Here is a 22,911-nt window from a genome sequence, read left to right on the forward strand (position 1 = left end):
TAATAGAATGGCTGCAAAGCTAATACTGAATAAAGACAGAGAAAAATCACTACTTCGTAGACACCCTTGGATCTTTGCAAGCGCGGTCGAAGAAGTAAAAGGGCGTGCAAACCTTGGGGATACCGTTGATATCATGAGCCATGACGGTAAATGGCTAGCGCGAGGGGCATATTCCCCTCAATCACAAATTAGGGCCCGTATTTGGACCTTTGATTCTCAGCAGTCTATCGACAATGTGTTTTTCAAAGCTAGATTAAAACAGGCATACGAGAAACGTCAGTCACTTATCAATACTCACGATACCGATGCATATCGTCTAATTGCTGCTGAATCAGATGGCTTACCGGGTATTACAATTGACGTTTACGCAAATGTGGTTGTCATGCAACTTCTTAGCGCGGGCGCTGACAAGCACCGTGACAAAATCGTGAGCGCTATCGAGTCTATTTTCCCTGATTGTATTATCCATGAACGAAGTGACGTAGATGTGCGCAAGAAAGAAGGCTTAGAGCCTTTGGTTCAGACATTGAAAGGTGTACTTCCAGATAACATTGAAATCAAAGAAAACGGAATTAAAATCAATGTTGATCTTATCAATGGCCATAAAACAGGTTTTTATCTAGACCAAAGGCAAAACCGTTTAAATACAGGCAAGTTATGTAAGGATAAAACCGTTCTTAATTGCTTTAGTTACACGGGTACGTTTGGTTTATATGCGCTAAAGAATGGCGCGAGGCACGTCATTAATGTAGATGCCTCGACCTCAGCACTTGAAGTCAGCAAACAAAATATTGAAAACAATGGATTATCTTTAGCAAACACTGAGCACCTTCAAACCGATGTGTTTGAGTTACTCAGAAATTATCAAAGTGAAGGGAAAACATTTGATGTAATCATTTTGGACCCACCAAAGTTTGTCGATAGTAAACACAATTTAAATAGAGCGGCACGCGGCTATAAAGACATTAATCGTTTGGCGTTTGGTTTATTAAACAAAGGTGGTTATTTGTTGACCTTCAGCTGCTCAGGTCTTATGCCTGCTGACTTATTTCAAAAGATCGTTGCGGACGGTGCGCTCGATGCACAAATCGAAGCTCAAATTATAAAGCGCCTAGAACAAGACGAAGATCACCCAGTCTCAACTGCGTTTCCTGAAGGATACTATCTGAAAGGTTTGGTTTGCCGAGTTTGATTAAACCCTAGTAGTTTGTGACTAACCAGTCGACCAAACCAACGCGTCATCTCCAAAACCCACATTAACTCCAATAAACCACGAGATCTCCGCGTCAGCGGAAATCTCGTAACGTCACCATTAAAGTTAAACAAACACAGAGTTTAACGAGCAGAAATAGCTTAATTCATCTCACTAATTTCAACACCAACCAAGTAAGCACCATCGTCAATGCTGTCGCATCTTACTACTTTAGCCTTAGCATTTAACGAAGGGATTTGGTCGCTATTAGATTCGATAGAAATTTCAAGAAGTGTGCCTAACTCAAGTGATACCTCACCCATTTCAACCGACATACCTGTTGCACTAATATCTTTGCAAACTGCACTCATCGATGCTTTGGTAGGATCATCAGCTAGGGTCACTGAACACGGAGAATTAATCATCATTCGGTAAAAATTGCGTTTATCGTCGTAACCTAACATTGTGCTTCCTCTCACTGCAAAAAAACGTAACAACTCATACTTTATATTGATGTATTAACAATATGTCAACATATCAGGAGTATTCACTTAATTTATTTTCAATTCGCTTAACTGAAATCGGATAAGCAGTGCCTAATTGTTGAGCAAATAGGGATACTTTTAGCTCTTCGATCATCCACTCAACTTCTTTAAGACCATCTGGTGGCGACTCTGCATGCTTATATTTTTGTAAAGCAACTTCGAACTTAGTTTGCGCTTTATCCACCTCTAATTGGTTGAGTCTGTCTCGATTGACATCCACTTTTAACTTTTCACTGCGCACGGCGAGTGCCTTTACATAGCGATTCCAATCATCAAGGCGCGACTCTCCCAAATCAAACACAAAGCCTTTATAAACCAAGCGATTCAACTGAGCCTTAATTGCTCCCACATTATTAAGCATGTTTAAGGGTATATTGCCTTTGCATTGTTTTTGAACGCTGTGTGCGGTTGTTAATCCTTTTTCAATTTTGAGCGCGATGTCATAAGCCCTATCATTGATATTTTCTTTAACGATATCACAAGCTTGCTCAAATGCCTTTTTGTCCCTGATACTACCTGAAATGCTTGTCTCTAATTCAGTAACCATAGCCGCAATACTTGCCATAATGATGTCATCAATTAAATATTTCACTTGACCAAATGGATTAAAATAGAGACCAAGCTTAGCTTTATTGGGGAGCTTTTCCTGTAAATATTTTAGCGGCGATGGCACGGTTTGCTTAATCAGATGATAAACACCTAGGCGATGCTTAGTGACCGCCTCATGCTCATCGTCTAAGAGCACAATATCAACTTTATTATTTTTCACCACGAGCGCCGGAAATGCTTTTATCTCAAAACCCGCATGTTTCTTCTCGAATGAGCTCGGCAAATTATCAAAGTCCCATTGAGTCAACCCCTGCCTTTCCAAATCTGGCGTCGCCACTTTGGTAAAAGTCTGTTTAACCTTGCCACTGAGTTTGTCTTGCAGGCCAACAAGCGATTTGCCGCGCTCAATTAACTGATTGTTTTCGTCAACTATTGTAAAATTAAAACTTAAGTGACTGGCAAGAGCAGACAAATCAAAGTCTTCAACTTGCAATCGTACACCTGTCATTTTTAGCAGTTTTTGCATGATTTGTTCAATCAGTAAGGTAGGTGCACCGTTGTCGTTAACTGGCGAAATATCCGCTAAACAGGCGTCAGCAAAATTAGGCGCGGGAACAAAGTTACGTCTTAAACGTTTTGGCAACGATTTTATCAATGCAACGATTAATTCATGCCTAAAGCCCGGTACTAACCAATCAAAGCCAATATCTTTCACTTGGTTTAAAAGCGGTAGTGGAATATGCAAACACACGCCATCAAATTCACTGTTGGGTTCAAATTCATAGCTTAAAGGAAGACGCAAATTTCCCTGTTTCCAATGGTCAGGGTAGTCAATCGCCTGAATAGAACTGGTGTCTTTCTTTAATAGTGACTCTGGATCAAACAACAATAAATCGGGTGTTTTGTTGAGCGTTTTACTCCACCATTTTTTAAAGCTAACATCGCTACAAACATGCTCAGGGAGCAGTTCTAAATAGAAACCAACCAAATCATCTTCATCTACCAAGATGTCACGTCTTCTCGATTTGTGCTCAAGTAATTCAATTTCTTCTATCAAGGATTGATTTTTGCGTAAAAACGCATAGTTTAATTGAGTCTGATTTTGAACAAGCCCTTCTCGCACAAAGATTTCACGGCATATTGCTGGATCAATATTTGAATAATTAACCAACCGTCGATTGACAATAGGAATGCCGTATAAAGTTTGTGTCATATACGCCATCACAGCACCGCGCTTTTTACTCCAGTGCGGTTCACTGTAATTCTTATTCACTAAATGTTGAGCAAGCGGTTCAATCCACTTGGTATCAACCTTTGCCAGTGTTCTTGCGTAGAGTTTAGAGGTTTCAACTAATTCAGCCGCCATCAACCACTTGGGCTGCTGCTTGCTCAATGGCGAACCTGGAAACGCCATAAACTTAATGTTTCGCGCTCCTAGATACTCACGATTAGTATCTTTCATGCCTATTTGTGAAAGTAAGCCACTGGCAATTGCGCTATGAATAGCGGTGTAATCCGCAGGTTCTGAATTTAAGCGATAGCCAATCTCAACCAGTGATTTTTTGAGTTGACTGACAATATCTTGCCATTCGCGCATGCGCATGTAGTGGATAAAGTGCGTTTTGCACCATTTGCGCAATTGGTTATTGGTCAGCGATTTTTGCTCACTCGTAAAGCTTTCCCATAAATTTAAGATACTCAAAAAGTCGGAGTCTTTATCAGCAAATTCTGAATGCTTCTCATCAGCGGCTTGTTGTTTATCGAGCGGTCTCTCTCTTGGATCTTGAATACTCAAACCTGAAGTCACAATAATCACTTCTCTTACACTATTATTTTTACTGGCTTCGATGACCATTCGAGCGTAGCGCGGGTCAATTGGAAGCCTTGACATTTTGCGCCCAGCATCGGTTAGTCGTAACCCAGTTTTAGCATCTCGCGTAAGTGCTTGTAGCTCTTCTAGTAACTTTAAGCCATCCTGTATATTTTTGTCATCGGGTGGTTGTATAAAGGGAAAGTGTTTGATTTCACCCAAGCCTAAAGCAAGCATTTGCAGAATAACGGATGACAAATGGGTTCGAATAATTTCAGGATCGGTAAACTCAGACCTTGAATTGAAATCATCTTCTGAATAAAGGCGAATACAAATACCATCTGAGACTCGACCACAACGTCCTGCGCGCTGATTAGCCGAAGCTTGTGAAATAGGCTCAATAGGAAGTCTTTGAATTTTGTTGCGCGGACTGTAGCGAGATATACGCACCCAACCAGGGTCGATAACGTACTTTATGCCCGGCACTGTCAACGAAGTTTCAGCCACGTTTGTCGCGAGCACGATTCGTCTGCCGGTATGCGCTTGGAATATTTTATTTTGCTCGCTGGCCGACAGGCGAGCGAATAAAGGCACAATTTCAGTTGCGCGATACTGACGCTTGATCAATGCATCTTGTGTGTCTCGTATGTCTCTTTCACCGCTTAAAAACACCAAAATATCACCCGGCTTTTCATGCATAAGCTGATCGACTGCATGAATAATTTCGCTAATCTGGTCACTGTCCTTTTGATCAGAGGGTGCTTGATATCGAATCTCAACGGGATAAGTTCGCCCACTCACCTGAATAATCGGAGCATCATTAAAATGCTTTGAAAAGCGCTCTGGGTCGATGGTTGCAGATGTAATGATTAACTTTAAATCAGGACGTTTTGGCAATAGCTGTTTAAAATAGCCTAATAAAAAATCGATGTTTAAGCTGCGCTCGTGAGCTTCATCAATGATGATTGTGTCATATTGATTTAAATATTTATCTTGCTGAATTTCGGCTAGCAGTATTCCATCGGTCATCAATTTAATGTGACTGGTATCACTGACTTGATCGCTAAAACGTACTTTAAAACCGACGCCCTGCCCGACTTCAGTTTTCAATTCTTCTGCGATTCGAGTTGCAACGCTTCGAGCTGCCAATCTTCTGGGTTGTGTATGGCCAATAAAGCCAGCCACACCTCGGCCTAACTCTAAACACATCTTGGGAATTTGAGTGGTTTTACCGGACCCAGTCTCACCTGCAATGATGACAACTTGATTGTCGTTAATCAGCTCTTTTATATCGTCTTTTTTATCCGATACGGGAAGCTGCGGGTATTCTACAGCAGGAAGTGCTTCCTGACGCTGTTTGAAATACAGTTGTGATTTTTCAATATCGAGCAGCAAACGCTCGAATTTAGCTAACTTCTCGTCGCTATCAGCCTGTTTATTTAGGCGTTTGAAGGTGTTGAGAAAACGATGCTTATCTCGAAGCATACAACGCGAAAGCGCGTCATTAATTTTAAATTGCATATTTTGATTTGAATTTCATGGTATTTGAATACTCCCCAACCACTAGAAACACATCAATGATGTCAGAGCTATTCGAATGCTTAATGCTATTAGTTTATCAAAGATACGTGCATTTAGATCATGCAAAACAAAAATGAATGATCAAGTAGTAATATTGAAACGCACCCCCCCATAGTATTAGTCGAATTTTATGCGTAGCTATATTTTTCTATTCGTCGTTATAAATCGCGACAGTTAATTTGCCATTAGTGTCGATACTTGCTCGATACATACCTTCTGTATTAAACGGCATGCTAATGTTTCCCTTGCTATCAATCGCTACTACACCGCCATCTCCACCTGCATTTTTCAACACGGTATTGATCACTGCATCACTAGCTTCTGCCAAACTAACACCTTGATATTTCATACGCGCACAGATATCAGCGGCAACGTTGTATCTTATAAAAAATTCACCATGCCCAGTTGCAGAAACGGCACAACTTTGATTATCAGCATAGGTACCTGCGCCGATGATCGGAGAGTCACCCACTCTTCCGTAGCGTTTAGCAGTCATTCCTCCAGTCGAGGTGCCTGCCACTAAATTGCCCATTTTATCTAGTACTACCACGCCAACAGTACCAAATTTAAAATCATTCACACTGTTGTCGAGATAAAAAGCTTGTTCGCTTTGCTTTATTTTCAACCTTGCTTTTTCAAGCGCTTCGAGTCTTCTCTTTGTATTAAACACATTGTTATCAACACGTTCGATCTTGTGTTTAAATGCAAATTCCTCTGCTCCCTTTCCTGTTAGCATAACGTGCACTGATTCATTCATCACAAGACGCGCGGCTTCAATCGGGCTTTTAATATGTTTAACACCTGCTACTGCACCTGCATTTAGGTGTTTTCCGTGCATAATTGAGGCATCTAGTTCATGCTGACCTTCATACGTATAGACAGCGCCGACACCCGCATTAAACAAAGGGGATAACTCTAGCAGTTTGATAGCTTCAACAACGGCATCTTCACCACTCTTACCTTCTTTTAAAAGTTGATAGCCTAATTCAGCTGCCTGTTTCATGGCCAGTCGATAGGCTTTATCTTGAGCATCACTTAGATTGGCTTTTTTTATAGTGCCCGCTCCACCATGAACCGCGATTGCAATACTCTGATCGCCTTCGTTAGCAAAGATTGAAATGAAAGGAAAAAGTAAAAGCGCGAGTACAAAATTTTTGTAAAAACTAGACATAAAGAGACCCAATAAAAGAGCAATCAAATTAATTTAACGGTATTGGGTCACCTTGTCTACATACTAAAGAATTGTGAACAGCTAAAAGCCTTATCGTCTAGAAGCTATAGACTCCCAACGGTTTAGTTCTAGTTGAGGGGCTATCGAGGATAAAACATCCTGCTTGAAAGCTTCGAAAGAATTAAATTTAAATTCATTGTTTCCCTGAAGTTCGTTGTATATAACGCGTAATTTTCTCACCGAGAAAAATGGGACAATATCCGAAGAGGCAATATTGATTGTATTGTTTCTAACAATCGTAATCTGTGACGCGTCTAATCCTTTTCCAAGTTGCCTTTGCTTATTGGATTTGAATAGAGCATTTTGTCTATTTATATTAGCCATTTTGACGCTTCCTCGTTCGTTGTTGTACAACAATGTTAGCTGCAATTTCTCAAATACCTTTATTGACAAATGAAATATAAAACACATTTTATAGTCCAATTAATTATTTGAAAAACGGCATCATCGGGGGCTCATAGACTGAAGTGTGCGTCATAATATTGACGTCAGTTTTGTTATTTAAAAATATTCTAGCCAGCAATAAATTGAGTGTTTTAATAATATATAGTTAAAACAATATGTAAGCGTTCAAAAAATAAAATAAATAATGTATATCAACAACTTAACAATCAACTCGCACAAGCAATGAGTGCTTATAAAGTTTTAATTGTTGTTTACATAATAAAATTTCAGCACACGGAACATCTATATGTTCCGTGCACCAAGTCATGTTAAACTTTCCGTTGGTTTAATAAATGAGCAATTTTTTGACTTCCAATAACGCCACCTTTTTATTTCATGATTATGAAACTTGGGGAGTCGATCCACGTTTCGATTTTCCTTGTCAATTTGCAGCCATTCGCACAGATGAAAATTTAGAAATAATAGGAAAACCCATTTCATATTATTGTCAAATTCCAAACGATTATCTGCCACATCCAGAGGCGTGTTTAGTGACGGGGATTACTCCACAGCAAAGCCTTCGCGACGGTTTAATCGAAGCTGAATTCGCAGCTAAAATAAACCGTCTAATGAGCCAAGCGAATACATGCACATTGGGATATAACAGCATTAAATTTGATGATGAAGTTAGTCGTCACCTTTTTTATCGCAATTTCTTTGATCCTTACGCTCGAGAATATTCAAATCAAAACAGTCGTTGGGACCTCATAGATTTAGCAAGGGCTTGTTATGCGCTTAGACCTGATGGGCTCGTTTGGCCTAAAAAAGATAACGGAACCCCCAGTTTCAAATTGGAGGAATTAAGCAAAGCAAACGGAATTGAGCACCAAGATGCTCACGATGCTATCTCAGATGTAAAGGCGACAATAGAATTTGCTAAACGATTAAAAGAAGCACAACCCAAACTGTTCGATTACTATTATGACTTACGAAAAAAACAAAGGTTAACACGTTAATTAGCTTTGACCTTAAAACACCACTTATCTACACCAGCGGTAGCATCAGTCCTAATTATGCGTGTACAACGCTGGTGGTGCCAATATGTCCTCATCCTATAAATAATAACGCCATTATTTGTTTAGATTTACGCATCAACCCGGTCGACATATTTGATTTAGAAGCAGATACGATTAAAGAAAGGCTATATGCTTCCGCAATTCCATTTGAACAGCGCCCGGGTATTAAAGTGATTCACGCTAACAAATCACCGTTCCTTGTTTCTTCTAAAGTAATGACAGAAGAGATCGCACAGCGATGCAAGCTAGATTTAGGAAACTGTCGTGAACACTTAAGAGCGATACAGAAAGAGAGTGTTACGAGCGGTCAACTTGTTGTAAAACTTTCAAATATCTTTGAATCAAACGCCCCACTGGAACCTGAGGATATTGATGGAAGTTTATATAGTAGAGGTTTTCTAGATTCGGCCGATAAAGTGATGTTAAAGAAAATTCAAACTTGTGAACCTAAGCAATTAATTACCTTAGAGAATGAGTTATCTGCTCATATGCGCTCTCAACTATTTAGGTATAGAGCCAGAAACTTTCCAAGTACACTTGATTCAAGTGAAATTGAAAAGTGGCAACGTCATCGACATATGCGTTTTACAGATGGTTCAAAAAAGACTTGTTTATCAGTACATGAGTTTCAACAAACGTTAATAGATTTGAGCGGTAGATATGAGCAAAACCCCAAAAAAATTAGGATTTTAAGAGACCTAGAACAATATTTAGTCAGTATATATTAAAACGATATTGCTCTTTATTTACATTAAACAACTAATACTTAATACTTAGTTCTTAGCCAACAAACAAAAAGGTTTTATGAAAGGAATAACGCTTTCGACAATATCTAGTGGTAAACAACTGCATATATCTGTAGACCCGTTGCTATTTGAAGATGTAATGAAACCTGAGCCGTTGAAAGAATACATCGGTCAAAGCGAGTTCAATGTCTTTTTCTTGCTGACTAATGCCATTGATATACTTTGCGAAAGAGTCAATGCTGCTAAAGCAGAAGATATGATGGATGCTATTGAAGGCACAATTGGTGAAATCAGAGACGCGGATATTCTAATTAAAATTGCCGATGATCAAATGGCTGCAAGTATAAAGATTGAAGCCCCTCACGCTGGTGCAATTCCATCGGTTCAAAGTTGTGTAAAGTTACTACACCAACAAGGCGTAAAACGAGGTATTAGTACAAAAAAAATCGCTGCTCTGATGAAACAAGCAAGCGAAGCCTCTCCTGGCACTGAAATGACTGAACAAGTTGCCAAAGGTTTACCTTCGAGAAAAGGTAAACCGTCTTACATTAAGCCCTTAGTGCCCAATGCGCTTGATCGCGTGCTTAAGCCCAAGCTTGATGAAGAAGGAAAAGCAGATATGCGCAACCTAGGTGAAATATCATGTGTTCAAGCGAAACAACCAGTAGCACGCAACATGCCCCCATCGAAAGGTCGAGAAGGCTTTACCGTTACTGGTGCGCCACTTAAAGCTGAGTCGGGCGATTGGAAAGAATTCAAGCTTGGTAACAATACTGAAGTAAGTAAAAAAGATAAAAATCTCATTATCGCTTCAGTCACAGGGCAACCAAAGTTTGAAGAGGGTAAGATGACCGTAGATGACACCTTCGAATCCAAAGGTGTCAACGTTGGCACAGGCAATATCGATTATGAAGGAGCGGTTATCGTTAATGGTGACGTCAAAGAAAGCATGGTTGTAGTTGCAAAAGGTGATATTACAATCAACGGCTTTGTTGAATCTGCAACGCTTAGAGCTGGCGGTGATATCATTATTACCGAGGGCGCGATGGGAAAAATGCATGAAGAAGACTGCAAGTTATACGCAAATGGTAGTATTTTTGTTACCCATGGGCAAGGGCTTGATATTGTCGCAGGTAAACACGTTAATATTCAAAAGCAACTTGCCTACTCTAGAATCAAATGCAAAGGAATGGTGACCGTGGGTGACATAAACAAACCCATGGGAACTGTTTTTGCAAGTAATATAAAGTGTTATTCAACAGTAAGAGCCGGCAGTGTGGGTGCTGTCTCAGGAAGTTCGCTTACGATTGACTATAGCGAAGGTATCAATTTATTAAATGACCGCCACGAAGTATTACTCAAGCATTTGAGAGCGATTAGAGGCAATAACTTTGACCATGAAGTAAAACTCAGAGATATTCATAAACAAGCCATTCCTGAATCATTAAAAAGACAGTTAGACCGTGCAGACGTAGTATTTGATTCTGAGAAAAAGCTACTTGATTGGCTAGAAAAAATGAACATTGAAATGGAAAAAGCCAAGGTAACTTACGAAGAAGATGCAAAAATTATTGCTAACAAAGAACTGTTTCAAGGCGTGATTGTTAAGATGAATAAACGCAATTGGCGCTCAGAAAGAGAATACCCAAAATGTTGCGTTAAACTGGTTGATGGTAAGTGGGAATACGACCCACTTACCTAGTTCTTAAGCTTCGAACTAACAAGCAGAATCAATCTGCTACAGCATTTCTACCGCAATAGCAGTCGCTTCTCCACCACCAATGCACAAAGACGCAATACCTTTTTGTTTACCTTGTGCTTTAAGCGCATGTAACAAGGTGACTAAAATTCTCGCACCTGAAGCCCCAATAGGATGCCCAAGCGCACAAGCTCCCCCATTAATGTTGACTTTATTTGAATCTATATTCAATTCAGATATTGCCAACATGGTGACCATTGCAAACGCTTCATTGATCTCAAATAAATCGACATCAGCAAGATCCCACTTAGTTTTATTCATTAGTTTTTGAATTGCGCCTACTGGCGCCACGGTAAAGTTTTCAGGTTCAATTGCATGTGTTGAATGAGCAACGATTTTTGCTAAGGGAGTTAAACCTAAGGCAATTGCTTTTTCTTCGCTCATCACTAATAGGGCCGCAGCACCGTCAGATATAGAACTAGAATTGGCAGCGGTAACCGTACCGTCCTTTTTAAAAGCAGGCCTTAGATTAGGAATTTTTTCAGGTCTAGCGTTGTTGGGCCCTTCATCAATATCAACAAGCGTCTTTCCTTTGCGACCGCTAATCGTAATTGGCGAGATTTCATTTGCAAACGAAGCTTGTGAAATTGCGTTTGTCGCCTTTGCAAGCGACGACAGCGCAAACTTGTCCATATCTTCTCTTGTAATGCCTTTTTCATCTGCTGTCGCTTGAGCAAAACACCCCATTGCCTGACCATCATAGGCATTTTCTAAACCATCCATCATCATGTGGTCAACTACTTGTCCATGCCCCATTCGGTAACCAGCTCGTGCTTTTGGAAGGATATATGGCGCATTACTCATACTTTCCATACCGCCAGCAATTACCGCTTCTGCTGACTCAGCTTTGATCAAGTCATGAGCTAACATCACAGCTTTCATACCCGAGCCACACACTTTATTTATGGTTGTGACCCCGGTAGCTAAATTCAAACCAGCACCTAAACTCGCTTGTCTTGCAGGTGATTGCCCGGTTCCCGCGGGTAAAACACACCCCATGATGACTTCATCAACAATGCTTTTATCTAGGTTCTCAGTTGCCGCTTTTATCGCATGAGCGCCTAATTCTGGCGCAGCCAAGCTACTTAAAGCGCCCATAAATCCGCCTATGGGCGTGCGTTTAGCAGACACAATTACCACTGATTTACTCATTATTATTCCTCTGAATTGAAGTTACGCATTGTCAATCATGCACCTTTTACAAGTCACTGACCGCTACTTATTTGCTTTTATGTTGATTTAAAGTTTATTTTACTTTACCTTTACGTTAATAGCAGTTTACGTAAACGTAAACCAGATTACAATTATTAAAGAATTGAGTGTGATTTTGCAATGGATAAAGCAGTAGAAACCTTTTCGATAGGTGAAATTTCAAAAGACTTTGATATATCAGCACGGTCTATCAGATTTTATGAAGAGCAAGGTTTATTGCGCCCAGAAAGGCAAGGCCAAAGCAGAATTTATCGCAATAAAGATAAGGTAAGACTTAAACTTATCTTGCGTGGTAAGCGCCTTGGATTTTCGTTAGCAGAAATTAAAAAAGTGTTTGAGCTTTACGATACAAATCCAAACTCTGCAGCTCAGTTACGCACCATGCTGACGCTGACGGAACAAAAACGTGCTGTACTTACTCAACAATTAAACGATATTCAAATGTTAATGAATGAACTCGATGACGTCGAAGCACGTTGTCGTGAAGAATTAGATGAACTAGAAAGAGGTATTCAACAATGAACGCGCCATACCCTACTCTAAACTTCGGTTTAGGCGAAGAAATAGATATGCTCAGAGACCACGTTTATAACTTTGCGCAAGGCGAGATTGCGCCATTGGCTGAATCTTCTGATGTTAACAATCAGTTCCCGAATCAACTCTGGCCCAAGTTAGGTGAAATGGGCTTATTAGGCGTGACTGTCGACGAAGAATACGGCGGTTCAAACATGGGCTACCTCGCACATACAATTGCTATGGAAGAGATTAGCCGAGCATCTGCAGGAATAGGATTAAGCTACGGTGCTCACAGTAATCTATGCGTCAATCAGATCGCAAAAAACGGGAATGCTGAACAAAAAGCAAAATATCTTCCCAAGCTTGTATCTGGAGAACACATTGGTGCCCTTGCAATGAGCGAACCTAACGCTGGCTCTGATGTAGTTAGTATGAAATTGAGAGCCGATGATAAAGGCGACCACTTTGTCTTGAATGGTAATAAAATGTGGATCACTAACGGACCAGACGCTCATGTATTTGTGATTTATGCAAAAACTGATGTCAATGCTGGCCCTAAAGGAATCACTGCCTTTATCGTTGAAAAAGGAAGCAAAGGCTTTTCGCAAGCGCAAAAGCTAGACAAATTAGGCATGCGTAGTTCAAACACGTGTGAGCTAGTCTTTGAAGATTGTGTAGTACCCAAAGAAAATATAATCGGAAACATCGGCGGCGGTGTTGCTGTACTAATGCGCGGTTTAGACTACGAGCGATTAGTGCTTTCAGGTGGCCCCTTGGGCATCATGCAGGCATGTATGGATGTGGTTGTCCCTTATATCCACGACAGACAGCAGTTTGGCCAGTCGATTGGTCAGTTTCAATTAGTACAAGGCAAAGTCGCTGATATGTATACACAAATGAACGCTGCTAGAGCCTATGTTTATGCAGTTGCTCGTTCATGTGACAGAGGTGAAACAACCCGCAAAGATGCAGCGGGTGCAATTTTGTACTCAGCTGAACTTGCTACCAAAATGGCATTGGATGCCATTCAATTGTTAGGCGGCAATGGCTATATCAACGAGTACCCAACAGGTCGTTTGTTAAGAGATGCGAAACTCTATGAGATTGGTGCAGGTACTTCAGAGATTCGTCGTATGCTTATTGGTCGCGAACTTTTCAAAGAATCTAAGTAAATTTCCTTTTTTAGCCTATTATTTTAAGTCGAGCGTGAGCTCGGCTTAACTATTTACCAGGAGCCTTAAGCGTGCCTGTCATCAAAAGTAAAATACAAGTCAATAGCGCTACTTTTAAACAAAATAGCGAACACATGCTCGCGCAAGTCAACGACTTAAACGCGACGATCGCCAAACTTTGCCAAGGTGGCGGTGAAAAATATAACCAACGTCACAAAAGCCGAGGAAAATTGCTCGCTCGCGAACGTATTGATGCCCTTCTCGATCCTGGCACCGCTTTTTTGGAAATAAGTCAACTTGCAGCACTCGATGTTTATGATGACTACGTACCTTGTGCCGGCGTCGTGGCGGGAATTGGTCGCGTCTCAGGTGTCGAGTGCATCATTGTGGCAAATGACGCAACAGTTAAAGGAGGGACTTATTACCCTTTGACAGTTAAAAAGCATTTGCGTGCGCAGACTATTGCTGAGCAAAACAACTTACCTTGTATTTATTTAGTTGATTCTGGCGGCGCTAACCTGCCTAGACAGGATGAAGTATTCCCTGACAGAGAACACTTCGGAAGAATCTTTTTCAATCAAGCAAACTTGTCGGCACAAAACATTCCGCAAATAGCAGTGGTAATGGGCTCCTGTACTGCTGGTGGTGCATATGTACCCGCGATGGCAGATGAGTCTATTATTGTTAAACAACAAGGCACTATTTTCCTTGGTGGACCGCCGCTTGTGCAGGCCGCGACAGGTGAAATTGTCAGTGCAGAAGAGCTCGGGGGTGGCGATGTTCATTGCCGTACTTCTGGCGTAGTTGATCACTTAGCAAACAACGATCACCATGCGCTACAAATTGCTCGAGACGCCGTTGCTAGGCTCAATAGAAACAAACAAAAGTATGTCCAAGCTGAACAACCCATTGCCCCCTTGTACGATACAAAAGAAATCTACGGTATTGTCCCAGCGGATACGCGACAACCCTATGATGTGCGAGAAATTATCGCTCGCGTCGTTGACGGCAGTGAATTTGATGAATTTAAAGCGCTTTACGGAACAACACTTGTCACCGGTTTTGCAAAAATAGACGGCTATCAAGTTGGTATTGTGGCCAATAACGGTATTTTATTTTCTGAATCTGCTCAAAAAGGCGCCCATTTTATTGAGTTGTGTGCACAGCGAAAAATTCCCTTGGTCTTTTTACAAAATATCACTGGCTTTATGGTCGGTAAGCAATACGAATCGGGTGGGATTGCCAAACATGGCGCTAAGATGGTCACTGCCGTGGCATGTGCAAAGGTACCGAAGTTCACCATTTTAATTGGTGGTAGTTTTGGTGCGGGTAACTATGGCATGTGTGGTCGTGCATACGATCCTAATTTCCTATTTATGTGGCCAAATGCTCGTATTTCAGTCATGGGCGGTGAGCAAGCCGCAGGTGTGTTAGCTCAAGTCAAAAAAGACCAAGCAGCAAAAGCCGGCGAAACCTTCACTGACGAACAAGTACACGCACTTAAAAAACCGGTGATCGATACTTATGAAAAGCAAGGCCACCCTTATTATGCTTCTGCAAGGTTATGGGATGATGGCGTGATCGATCCTGCGGATACGCGTCGAGTGTTAGCACTATGCCTTGCCGCTTCTGCTAACAAACCGATACCGGATACAAAGTTTGGCGTGTTTAGAATGTAATAAACCCATTTTTGTCACGTTCGATACGCAGACAGAAATAAGGAATCAAAATGAATACTAGTGAAGAAAATGTATTGTTGAGCATTGACGAACGCGGAGTTGCCACGGTGACTTTAAACCGCCCTGAAACCCACAATGCCTTTAATCAAGATGTGATAAAGGCGCTGACTGAAGCGTTTAACCAAGTGCACCAAAATGATTCTGTGAAAGCAATGGTACTTGCCTCAAACGGAAAGTCATTCAGCGCAGGTGCTGACCTTAATTGGATGAAGGCAATGGCTTCGTACTCACTTGAGGAAAACGAGACTGATGCAGGTAAGTTGGCTGAAATGTTTAGGGTGCTTTATTTTCTAAACAAACCCACTATTGCCCGAGTTCAAGGTGCTGCATTTGGCGGCGCTATTGGTCTTATTTCATGTTGTGATATCGCCATAGGTAGTCGTTTAAGTAAGTTTTGCTTGAGTGAAGTAAAGCTAGGCTTAATTCCAGCGACCATAAGTCCCTATGTTGTCAAAGCAATAGGCGCTCGTTTAGCAAAACGGTACTTTATGACAGCTGAAGTTTTTTCATCTCGACGCGCCCGCAGAATTGGTTTACTGAGTGAAACAGTTAGTGAAACAGAACTAGACAGCACAATTGAAGATTTGCTAGCCAGTTTGCTAAAAAACGGCCCTGAGGCCGTGAGTAAGGCTAAAGCGCTGGTTGATTTTGTAGACGGCAAAACCATCGATAGTGAACTTATTCAAGCAACCAGCTCAAAAATAGCGCAAACCCGTGTGTCTGAAGAAGGCCAAGAAGGACTGTCCGCGTTTTTGGAAAAAAGAAAGCCCAACTTCAATTAGTTAGTTTACAAGAATTATAAATAGGTAATTATTTTATGACACACACTGCGCATTACCCTATTCGAAAAGTGCTGATTGCAAATCGCGGCGAAATAGCTTGTCGAGTCATCAAAACGGCGAAACAGCTTGGCATTTCGACCTTAGCAATTTATTCAAATGCAGATGCAAATTCGATGCATGTCAACATGGCTGATGAAGCATTTTGTGTGGGTAACGCTCCCTCACAAGAAAGTTACTTACGCGGTGAGCGAATCATAAAAATAGCCTTAGAAAATAACGTTGATGCGATTCACCCTGGATATGGCTTTTTGTCAGAGAATGCCGATTTTGCGCAGCAATGCAAAGAAAATAACATCATATTCATTGGACCACCTGTAGAAGCCATATTAGCGATGGGTTCAAAATCAGCTGCCAAGCGAATCATGCAGGAAGCTGGGGTTCCGCTTGTTCCTGGCTATCACGGTGATAATCAAGACCCTTCATTTCTAAAAGACCAAGCAATAAAAATGGGCTTTCCAGTTTTACTCAAGGCCGCCGCAGGTGGCGGTGGTAAAGGCATGCGAGAAGTCTGGAGCGAAGCTGATTTTGATCATGCCCTAGACGCTGCAAAACGCGAATCCAAAGCAAGTTTTGATGATGACATCATGCTGATCGAAAAGTTTTTGACTCAACCAAGACACGTTGAAATTCAAGTTTTTTGTGACAATCATGGTAACGGTGTGTATTTGTTCGAAAGAGACTGTTCCATACAAAGAAGGCACCAAAAAGTCATTGAGGAAGCCCCTGCCCCCAACCTTCCTAAAGGGGTAAGAGAGCAAATGGGGGAAGCTGCGCTCAAAGCAGCACATGCAATTAATTATACTGGCGCAGGTACTGTCGAGTTTTTGCTTGATGTTGATGGTTCGTTTTACTTTATGGAAATGAACACTCGCTTGCAAGTTGAACACCCCGTGACCGAAATGATCACGGGTGAAGACTTAGTAGCATGGCAATTAACCGTTGCAAGCAATAAACGACTGCCGAAATCGCAAGATCAATTAACGCTCAATGGGCATGCAATTGAAGCGCGAGTATACGCTGAAGATCCTGAAAATGAGTTTCTTCCATCTACTGGTACGCTTACATTACTGCGACCGCCCGCTGAATCAGAGCATATTAGAGTCGATACTGGCGTGATTGAGGGTGATGCAGTGTCGATTTATTATGACCCGATGATCGCAAAATTAATCGTTTGGGGTAGTGATCGCGAACAAGCGATTAATCTACTTTCTAAAAGCTTAGAGCACTATGCAATTGGAGGCGTTGCTACCAATATAAGCTATTTAAAACGAATTGCTGAATCAGATGCCTTTAATCAAGCCGACCTATGCACCCAGTTTATTAAGAAAAATGAAGCCAATATATCAACATATACGTCACCAACGAGTGCCCTGTCATTCCAATGTGCGGCGCTAGCATGGTTGCTACAGCGTTCTAAAAAACCAACAGATGCTAAGTCTGAGCATAATCCTTGGGCAAATACTGACGGATTTAGGTTAAATACCAACAATACAGAAACACTAAATTTCATCGTAAATGACGAACCCAAAACTATTAGTGTCGCTCAGATCGATCAACAAACATGGTCTTTCAAAGAGGCCGTGAATTCAACCGATAATATTACCGTTTCGGGCGAGTTCAAAAACAATCAACTATCAGGGACAATCAACGAGCAAAAGATAAAGAAAGTCGCCCTGATCAAAGATGCTCAGATCGATGTTTATTCAACTCAGGGAATAGAAACGACGCACTACGTCGCGCCTGATTTAGGTATCAATAATGAGGAAGACCATGCTGGTGGTGTAGAGGCCCCCATGAACGGCACTGTAGTCGATATGCTAGTTGAGGCGGGTGATACGGTAGAAAAAGGTCAAGTCGTCGCAATAGTCGAAGCGATGAAAATGGAACATGCCATCAAAGCGCCGTTTAACGGCACAATCAAAGAATGCTTTTTTACAAAAGGTGATCTTGTAGACGGTGGTGCTGCGCTGATTGATTTATGTGCCGAAGATGCTTAGGTAAAATTAGATGTTAAATACGATTCAAAATACCTTACCAAAATCAGTCAATATCGTTGAGGTCGGCCCGCGTGATGGTTTGCAAAACGAAAAATCAAATATTACGGTCGAACAAAAAGTCGAACTGATCAACCGTCTATCAAAGACAGGGCTCGCCCATATTGAATCTGCTAGCTTTGTTTCTCCTAAGTGGGTACCTCAAATGGCAAGCTCAGATCTTGTTATGAAAGATATCGAAAAAAAAGAAGGCATTATATACTCTGCGCTAACCCCTAACATGCGTGGTTTTGAAAATGCTATTGCCAGCGGTTGTAAACAGGTGGCGGTTTTTGCAGCAGCATCTGAAGGCTTTTCACAAAAAAACATCAACTGCTCAATTTCTGAGAGTTTAAAACGCTTTGAACCGATCATCGAAGCTGCAAAATCACACAATATTCCTGTTAGAGGGTATGTTTCATGTGTAATTGCTTGTCCATATGATGGTGAAACCGAACCATCTCAGGTCAGCACGTTGACAAAAGAAATTCTGGATATGGGCTGCTATGAAGTATCCTTAGGAGACACCATAGGCGTAGGTACGCCGTTAAAAACTGCCAAAATGTTAGAAGCATGTCTTCACGACTCATCGACTTCACAGCTTGCAGGCCACTTTCATGATACATATGGACAAGCTCTCGCCAATGTTTTAATTGCCATGCAAATGGGGATATCTACTTTTGATAGTTCTGTTGCGGGACTAGGAGGATGCCCATATGCAAAAGGAGCCTCTGGTAATTTGGCGAGCGAAGACTTGGTTTATATGCTTGAAAATATGGGGGTTAGCACGGGTATCGACTTAGCGGGCTTATGTGAAACAGGTAGGTGGATATCCGCTATGCTTAATCGGACAAATGCATCAAAAGTAGGCTTAGCTACTGCCAGCTAAGCCTCTAGCGATAACGCTTGTTTTAGGTCTTGGCATCGTATACATGCAAATACTATCAACCCACTCATGATTAGCAATAAATACACGCTAGGTAATGCATACAACAACGCATAAGTACCGCCCAATGCTAACAGTACGATTCCTATTATCGTGTTGACTAGACCAACAAACTCAGTTCTTTGTTGCTCCTCAAATACATCGAGCATAAAAACCTTACGTCCTTGTCTAATACCAGCATGCCCCACACTGGCTTGAGCAATTAAAAAAAGAGGCAGAGAAGTCAGAATATTTTGCTCCCCTAACGATATAAAAAACGGCGCTGCGATTGCTGAGTTGACGAGCAGACTTCGAACGAGAATGAATTGTTTCGCTTTATCTGGCATCGCACGCCACACTTGAACAAATGTGGCTTGTTTTCCCTTTACGGTGTTTTTAGCTGTATCAATTTCAGTTTTAACGCTTCCCATTAAAAGGAAGCCAATACTGAGACACGTGCAAGCGATCAAGCAATACGTAAACGCCTTTTCAATTGGGCCATCAAAGCTAATCAACATGCTTAAAATAGCAATTGCTAATAAACATGCTCCTGAAACACTTGATGCGATTCCACTAATAGAACCACGTTGACCTTTCTCAATATTTTTGGCTTGAATGTCTTTACTTGTGAGCGATACAACAGCCCTTGCTAGGCTAGCAATTAACAATAAAGAAAGTATGAGGTAGGTTTTATACGTCCAATCACTTAAGGGAACGTACATATAAATAATTACAGATATAATAATTTGAACACTAACACCAAGCATCCATGCAATATGTCGACTTTTCACCAAAGCCAATTTTAACGAAAGCCAAGCCTGAGGTAAAAACGAGCCCCCTCTCTTATCGGTGCAATTAGTGATAGCGACCATAATGGAGCCCCTATTACTGAAAGCAATACTGGCAGGGTTATTTTAACAGACAAGAGCAAATCAAATAGCTTGCTACATACCAATCCAACGAGAATTTTTATTTCAGATATATTCAAAACAGCACCTCTTTATAAGCCGTTTATTATAAGGAAAGCAAAGCCCATTGCAAAAGTTTTAACTATAAGTATAATTATTAGCACTCTAATTATATTTTAGCTAATCACTTAAAGGTCAAATAAAACAACTTTATGTCTGAATTAAAAAACGATGCAAATAGTGTCACTTGGAAAAGGGTCGTCATCAAAGTAGGAAGCGCGCTTATTGCGCCCAACCAAAACGGCTGCCAATCAAGATACTTACTTGCTATTGCGCAATTTATCGTCAAGTGTCGAGCAAAAGGTATTCAAACAGTGCTCGTTTCTTCAGGTTCAGTCGCCGCAGGGAAAAATAAATTTAACGAAACAGGAAAATCAATTTCCCTCAAAAAGGCAATGGCAGCCGCAGGCCAAACCGAAATGATGTCAACTTGGGACCGTTTTTTTGATTTTCCATCAGCGCAAATATTACTCACTCAAGACGATTTGCGAGATCGTCTGCGTTATGAAAGCATACAAGAAACTATATTTACGCTATTAGATAATGGTGTTCTGCCAATCATTAACGAAAATGACACGATTACCACGGACGCTTTGAAAGTTGGCGATAATGATAATTTATCTGCAATGGTGGCCGCTGCTGCAAACGCTAGCGCTTTAATTATTTGTTCAGATGTTAATGGCTTATATGATAAAAATCCAAATCTTCATGATGACGCCAAACTGATCCCTCACGTACCTGAAATCACGCCAGAAATATATAAATTAGCGGGCGGTGCGGTAAGTGAAATGGGCACGGGTGGTATGTTAACCAAAATTCAAGCGGCCGAAAAAGCAACCGCGCACGGCATTGAAACATTTATCATCAATGGTTTTGAAGAGGCATCCTTCAGTAAAATTTTGAGTGGCGTTAACCCTGGTACTCTTTTTAAACCCTTCGAACAGCCAATGAACGAACCTCAGCATTGGATGAAGCACACCTCTAAAGAGAAAGGTGTGGTTGTCATCGAAGATGATCATAACCTTTCAGCAGAAGACTTACAGGACCAAATGACCAGTGATTTGGTGACATCCGTTAGAGGTGAGTTTTCGGCTGGCGACACCATTTTAGTAAAATCCCAAGACGGTACACGTCTAGCTAAGGCACAAAGTAATTACAGTAGTTGTTTATTAAATTTCGTGACTAAACAAGACAATGTTGAATTACTCGACGCTATGCAACGCAAAACAGGCCCTATCATATCTAACGAAAACATCGCGCTTTTTGAGCATTGATAAATCAGCCCCATTCAAACTCTTAGCTAGCTAAACCTAAGTTTGGCTAGCTATTCCCAAGCCCAAATTCTTAAACTTTAAAAAAAACGGAGATCTCATGGACTACGTTCAGAACCTTACAACTAAAGCAAAAGCCGCCTCAAAAGTATTGGCTAGATTAACCGAAGGCACTAAAAATGCCGTTTTACTTGATATGGCAAGCTCACTTCGCGACAAGCAAGAAATTATCATCGATGTAAATAAAGAAGACCTCAAACAAGCAAGAAACAATAAGCTTGATGCTGCAATGATTGACAGATTAACACTCAATGAAGAAGCAATTGAGTCAATGGCGCGTGGAATCGAAACTATCGTAGAGCTAGAAGATCCAGTGGGTAGAATATCGAAACAAATTACACGTCCAAACGGCATTGAGGTTGCGAAAATGTCGATACCCTTAGGCGTAATATGTATGATTTATGAAGCTAGACCCAATGTCACGGCAGATGCAAGTGCGCTTTGTTTCAAAGCAGGCAATGCAGTTATTTTACGTTGCGGGAAGGAAGCCTTAAAAACATCTATGTTTATAGCGGATACTTTACATAGCGTACTTGAGAAACACGGACTACCAAAAGTCCTAATTTCTGTTGTTAATACACCTGACAGAGCTGTCATGTCTGAATTGCTGAAAGCGAAAGACAATATCGACCTTGTTATTCCCCGAGGTGGTGAGGGTCTAATTAACTACGTTTCTGAACACAGTCGCATTCCAGTGATTCAGCACTTTAAGGGCGTTTGCCACTTATATGTCGACAAAGATGCAGATCTCGACAAGGCACTTAATATTTTAATCAACGGTAAAACCAGTCGCTATGGTGTGTGTAATGCACTCGAAGGACTTATTGTACATCAACAGATCGCTGATGAGTTTTTGGCAATGGCTGAAAAACAACTCACTGAAAGAAAGGTAACTATTCACGCCTGCTCGCAATCAAACTCAAAGCTGAAATCAGCAATACTTATCGATGAGCAAGATTTTGGTCAAGAGTACTTGGGTCCCGAGATTTCCGTTAAAACAGTTGATAATTTAAATGATGCGCTGAAACACATTGATATTTTTGGAAGTCAGCACACAGAGGTAATTTGCACTGAAAATCAAGCAACCGCCGAAGAATTTCAATTTGTTGTCGATGCTTCAGTCGTCATGGTTAATGCAAGTTCTCGCTTTTCAGATGGCAGTGAATTAGGCTTGGGTGCTGAAATCGGGATTGCTACAACAAAATTACACGCATACGGGCCGATGGGACTCGAAGCGTTAAATGCTGAAAAATACATCGTGAGGGGCAGTGGTCAGATCAGACAATAGTCTTTGCCAAGC

General features: G+C 41.2%; 18 protein-coding genes. 12 read left to right on the forward strand and 6 right to left on the reverse strand.

The window, feature by feature from the left end; translation table 11 throughout:
* Positions 1–7: 7 nt before the first annotated feature.
* On the forward strand, positions 8–1,192 hold the full coding sequence (locus KUL10_RS01675) for a class I SAM-dependent rRNA methyltransferase (protein WP_110427167.1): 1,185 nt from the start codon (positions 8–10) through the stop codon (positions 1,190–1,192).
* Between the two features lie 161 nt (positions 1,193–1,353).
* Here the strand turns inward: KUL10_RS01675 and KUL10_RS01680 are convergent, their stop codons facing one another.
* The 4 genes from KUL10_RS01680 to KUL10_RS01695 form a co-directional block, all read right to left on the reverse strand.
* Complete coding sequence (locus KUL10_RS01680) at positions 1,354–1,656, reverse strand: PilZ domain-containing protein (RefSeq protein WP_110427168.1); 303 nt, start codon at positions 1,654–1,656, stop codon at positions 1,354–1,356.
* Between the two features lie 73 nt (positions 1,657–1,729).
* Complete coding sequence (gene hrpA, locus KUL10_RS01685; protein WP_110427169.1) at positions 1,730–5,617, reverse strand: ATP-dependent RNA helicase HrpA; 3,888 nt, start codon at positions 5,615–5,617, stop codon at positions 1,730–1,732.
* Between the two features lie 208 nt (positions 5,618–5,825).
* A complete protein-coding gene (locus KUL10_RS01690) occupies positions 5,826–6,848 on the reverse strand; it encodes an isoaspartyl peptidase/L-asparaginase family protein (protein ID WP_110427581.1) in 1,023 nt (340 codons plus the stop codon).
* A 90-nt stretch (positions 6,849–6,938) separates the two neighbouring features.
* The gene (locus KUL10_RS01695) at positions 6,939–7,232 is read right to left on the reverse strand and encodes a hypothetical protein (RefSeq protein ID WP_110427170.1); all 294 of its coding nucleotides are present in this window, start codon (positions 7,230–7,232) and stop codon (positions 6,939–6,941) included.
* Between the two features lie 413 nt (positions 7,233–7,645).
* On the opposite strand from KUL10_RS01695, the gene sbcB reads away from it, so the two are divergent.
* The 3 genes from sbcB (at position 7,646) to KUL10_RS01705 (ending at position 10,816) form a co-directional block, all read left to right on the forward strand.
* The gene (sbcB, locus tag KUL10_RS18755; protein WP_233499667.1) at positions 7,646–8,308 is read left to right on the forward strand and encodes an exodeoxyribonuclease I; all 663 of its coding nucleotides are present in this window, start codon (positions 7,646–7,648) and stop codon (positions 8,306–8,308) included.
* A gap of 26 nt (positions 8,309–8,334) precedes the next feature.
* The gene (locus KUL10_RS18760) at positions 8,335–9,096 is read left to right on the forward strand and encodes a hypothetical protein (protein WP_233499686.1); all 762 of its coding nucleotides are present in this window, start codon (positions 8,335–8,337) and stop codon (positions 9,094–9,096) included.
* 76 nt (positions 9,097–9,172) lie between these two features.
* Positions 9,173–10,816, forward strand: coding sequence for a DUF342 domain-containing protein (locus KUL10_RS01705; protein WP_110427171.1), 1,644 nt, complete (start codon positions 9,173–9,175; stop codon positions 10,814–10,816).
* Between the two features lie 36 nt (positions 10,817–10,852).
* Here KUL10_RS01705 and KUL10_RS01710 read toward each other — a convergent pair whose 3' ends face one another.
* Positions 10,853–12,028, reverse strand: a complete 1,176-nt coding sequence (locus KUL10_RS01710) for an acetyl-CoA C-acyltransferase (RefSeq protein ID WP_110427172.1) — start codon at positions 12,026–12,028, stop codon at positions 10,853–10,855.
* Between the two features lie 177 nt (positions 12,029–12,205).
* Between KUL10_RS01710 and KUL10_RS01715 the strand changes: the two genes are divergently transcribed.
* The 6 genes from KUL10_RS01715 to KUL10_RS01740 all read left to right on the forward strand — a co-directional run bounded on the left by KUL10_RS01715 (position 12,206) and on the right by KUL10_RS01740 (position 19,276).
* Entirely contained in the window at positions 12,206–12,607 is a 402-nt protein-coding gene (locus KUL10_RS01715; RefSeq protein WP_110427173.1) for a MerR family DNA-binding transcriptional regulator, read from the forward strand.
* Positions 12,604–13,773 (forward strand): isovaleryl-CoA dehydrogenase, encoded by a 1,170-nt coding sequence (locus KUL10_RS01720; protein ID WP_110427174.1) that lies wholly within the window; start codon positions 12,604–12,606, stop codon positions 13,771–13,773. The genes KUL10_RS01715 and KUL10_RS01720 overlap by 4 nt, the downstream gene beginning before the upstream one ends.
* Positions 13,774–13,844: 71 nt before the next feature.
* Entirely contained in the window at positions 13,845–15,452 is a 1,608-nt protein-coding gene (locus KUL10_RS01725) for a carboxyl transferase domain-containing protein (protein ID WP_199509172.1), read from the forward strand.
* 50 nt (positions 15,453–15,502) lie between these two features.
* Positions 15,503–16,294 (forward strand): enoyl-CoA hydratase/isomerase family protein, encoded by a 792-nt coding sequence (locus tag KUL10_RS01730; RefSeq protein WP_110427175.1) that lies wholly within the window; start codon positions 15,503–15,505, stop codon positions 16,292–16,294.
* A gap of 35 nt (positions 16,295–16,329) precedes the next feature.
* Positions 16,330–18,351: an acetyl/propionyl/methylcrotonyl-CoA carboxylase subunit alpha gene (locus KUL10_RS01735; protein ID WP_110427176.1), complete on the forward strand. Its 2,022-nt coding sequence runs from the start codon at positions 16,330–16,332 to the stop codon at positions 18,349–18,351.
* Between the two features lie 10 nt (positions 18,352–18,361).
* Positions 18,362–19,276, forward strand: coding sequence for a hydroxymethylglutaryl-CoA lyase (locus KUL10_RS01740; RefSeq protein WP_110427177.1), 915 nt, complete (start codon positions 18,362–18,364; stop codon positions 19,274–19,276).
* On the opposite strand, the gene KUL10_RS01745 is transcribed toward KUL10_RS01740, so the two are convergent.
* Positions 19,273–20,184 carry a hypothetical protein gene (locus KUL10_RS01745; RefSeq protein ID WP_110427178.1) on the reverse strand — a complete coding sequence of 304 codons (912 nt, stop codon included), beginning with the start codon at positions 20,182–20,184 and terminating at the stop codon, positions 19,273–19,275. The two genes, KUL10_RS01740 and KUL10_RS01745, sit on opposite strands and share 4 nt — an antisense overlap.
* Positions 20,185–20,432: 248 nt before the next feature.
* Here KUL10_RS01745 and proB point away from each other — a divergent pair, with 248 nt between their 5' ends.
* Both proB and KUL10_RS01755 read left to right on the forward strand, forming a co-directional pair.
* Positions 20,433–21,554 (forward strand): glutamate 5-kinase, encoded by a 1,122-nt coding sequence (proB, locus tag KUL10_RS01750; protein WP_110427179.1) that lies wholly within the window; start codon positions 20,433–20,435, stop codon positions 21,552–21,554.
* Between the two features lie 97 nt (positions 21,555–21,651).
* Positions 21,652–22,899 (forward strand): glutamate-5-semialdehyde dehydrogenase, encoded by a 1,248-nt coding sequence (locus tag KUL10_RS01755; RefSeq protein ID WP_110427180.1) that lies wholly within the window; start codon positions 21,652–21,654, stop codon positions 22,897–22,899.
* The last annotated feature ends 12 nt before the right edge of the window (positions 22,900–22,911 follow it).

Origin of the sequence: Glaciecola sp. KUL10, assembly GCF_003203515.1 — a bacterium.
Lineage (GTDB): Bacteria > Pseudomonadota > Gammaproteobacteria > Enterobacterales > Alteromonadaceae > Glaciecola.

What these genes read in the sequence shown, in the direction of transcription:
- KUL10_RS01675 (WP_110427167.1), top strand. Translation starts at nt 8, where the DNA reads ATGGCTGCAAAGCTAATACTGAATAAAGACAGAGAAAAATCACTACTT.
- KUL10_RS01680 (WP_110427168.1), bottom strand. Translation starts at nt 1,656, where the DNA reads ATGTTAGGTTACGACGATAAACGCAATTTTTACCGAATGATGATTAAT.
- hrpA (WP_110427169.1), bottom strand. Translation starts at nt 5,617, where the DNA reads ATGCAATTTAAAATTAATGACGCGCTTTCGCGTTGTATGCTTCGAGAT.
- KUL10_RS01690 (WP_110427581.1), bottom strand. Translation starts at nt 6,848, where the DNA reads ATGTCTAGTTTTTACAAAAATTTTGTACTCGCGCTTTTACTTTTTCCT.
- KUL10_RS01695 (WP_110427170.1), bottom strand. Translation starts at nt 7,232, where the DNA reads ATGGCTAATATAAATAGACAAAATGCTCTATTCAAATCCAATAAGCAA.
- sbcB (WP_233499667.1), top strand. Translation starts at nt 7,646, where the DNA reads ATGAGCAATTTTTTGACTTCCAATAACGCCACCTTTTTATTTCATGAT.
- KUL10_RS01705 (WP_110427171.1), top strand. Translation starts at nt 9,173, where the DNA reads ATGAAAGGAATAACGCTTTCGACAATATCTAGTGGTAAACAACTGCAT.
- KUL10_RS01715 (WP_110427173.1), top strand. Translation starts at nt 12,206, where the DNA reads ATGGATAAAGCAGTAGAAACCTTTTCGATAGGTGAAATTTCAAAAGAC.
- KUL10_RS01720 (WP_110427174.1), top strand. Translation starts at nt 12,604, where the DNA reads ATGAACGCGCCATACCCTACTCTAAACTTCGGTTTAGGCGAAGAAATA.
- KUL10_RS01730 (WP_110427175.1), top strand. Translation starts at nt 15,503, where the DNA reads ATGAATACTAGTGAAGAAAATGTATTGTTGAGCATTGACGAACGCGGA.
- KUL10_RS01735 (WP_110427176.1), top strand. Translation starts at nt 16,330, where the DNA reads ATGACACACACTGCGCATTACCCTATTCGAAAAGTGCTGATTGCAAAT.
- KUL10_RS01740 (WP_110427177.1), top strand. Translation starts at nt 18,362, where the DNA reads ATGTTAAATACGATTCAAAATACCTTACCAAAATCAGTCAATATCGTT.
- KUL10_RS01745 (WP_110427178.1), bottom strand. Translation starts at nt 20,184, where the DNA reads ATGGTCGCTATCACTAATTGCACCGATAAGAGAGGGGGCTCGTTTTTA.
- proB (WP_110427179.1), top strand. Translation starts at nt 20,433, where the DNA reads ATGTCTGAATTAAAAAACGATGCAAATAGTGTCACTTGGAAAAGGGTC.
- KUL10_RS01755 (WP_110427180.1), top strand. Translation starts at nt 21,652, where the DNA reads ATGGACTACGTTCAGAACCTTACAACTAAAGCAAAAGCCGCCTCAAAA.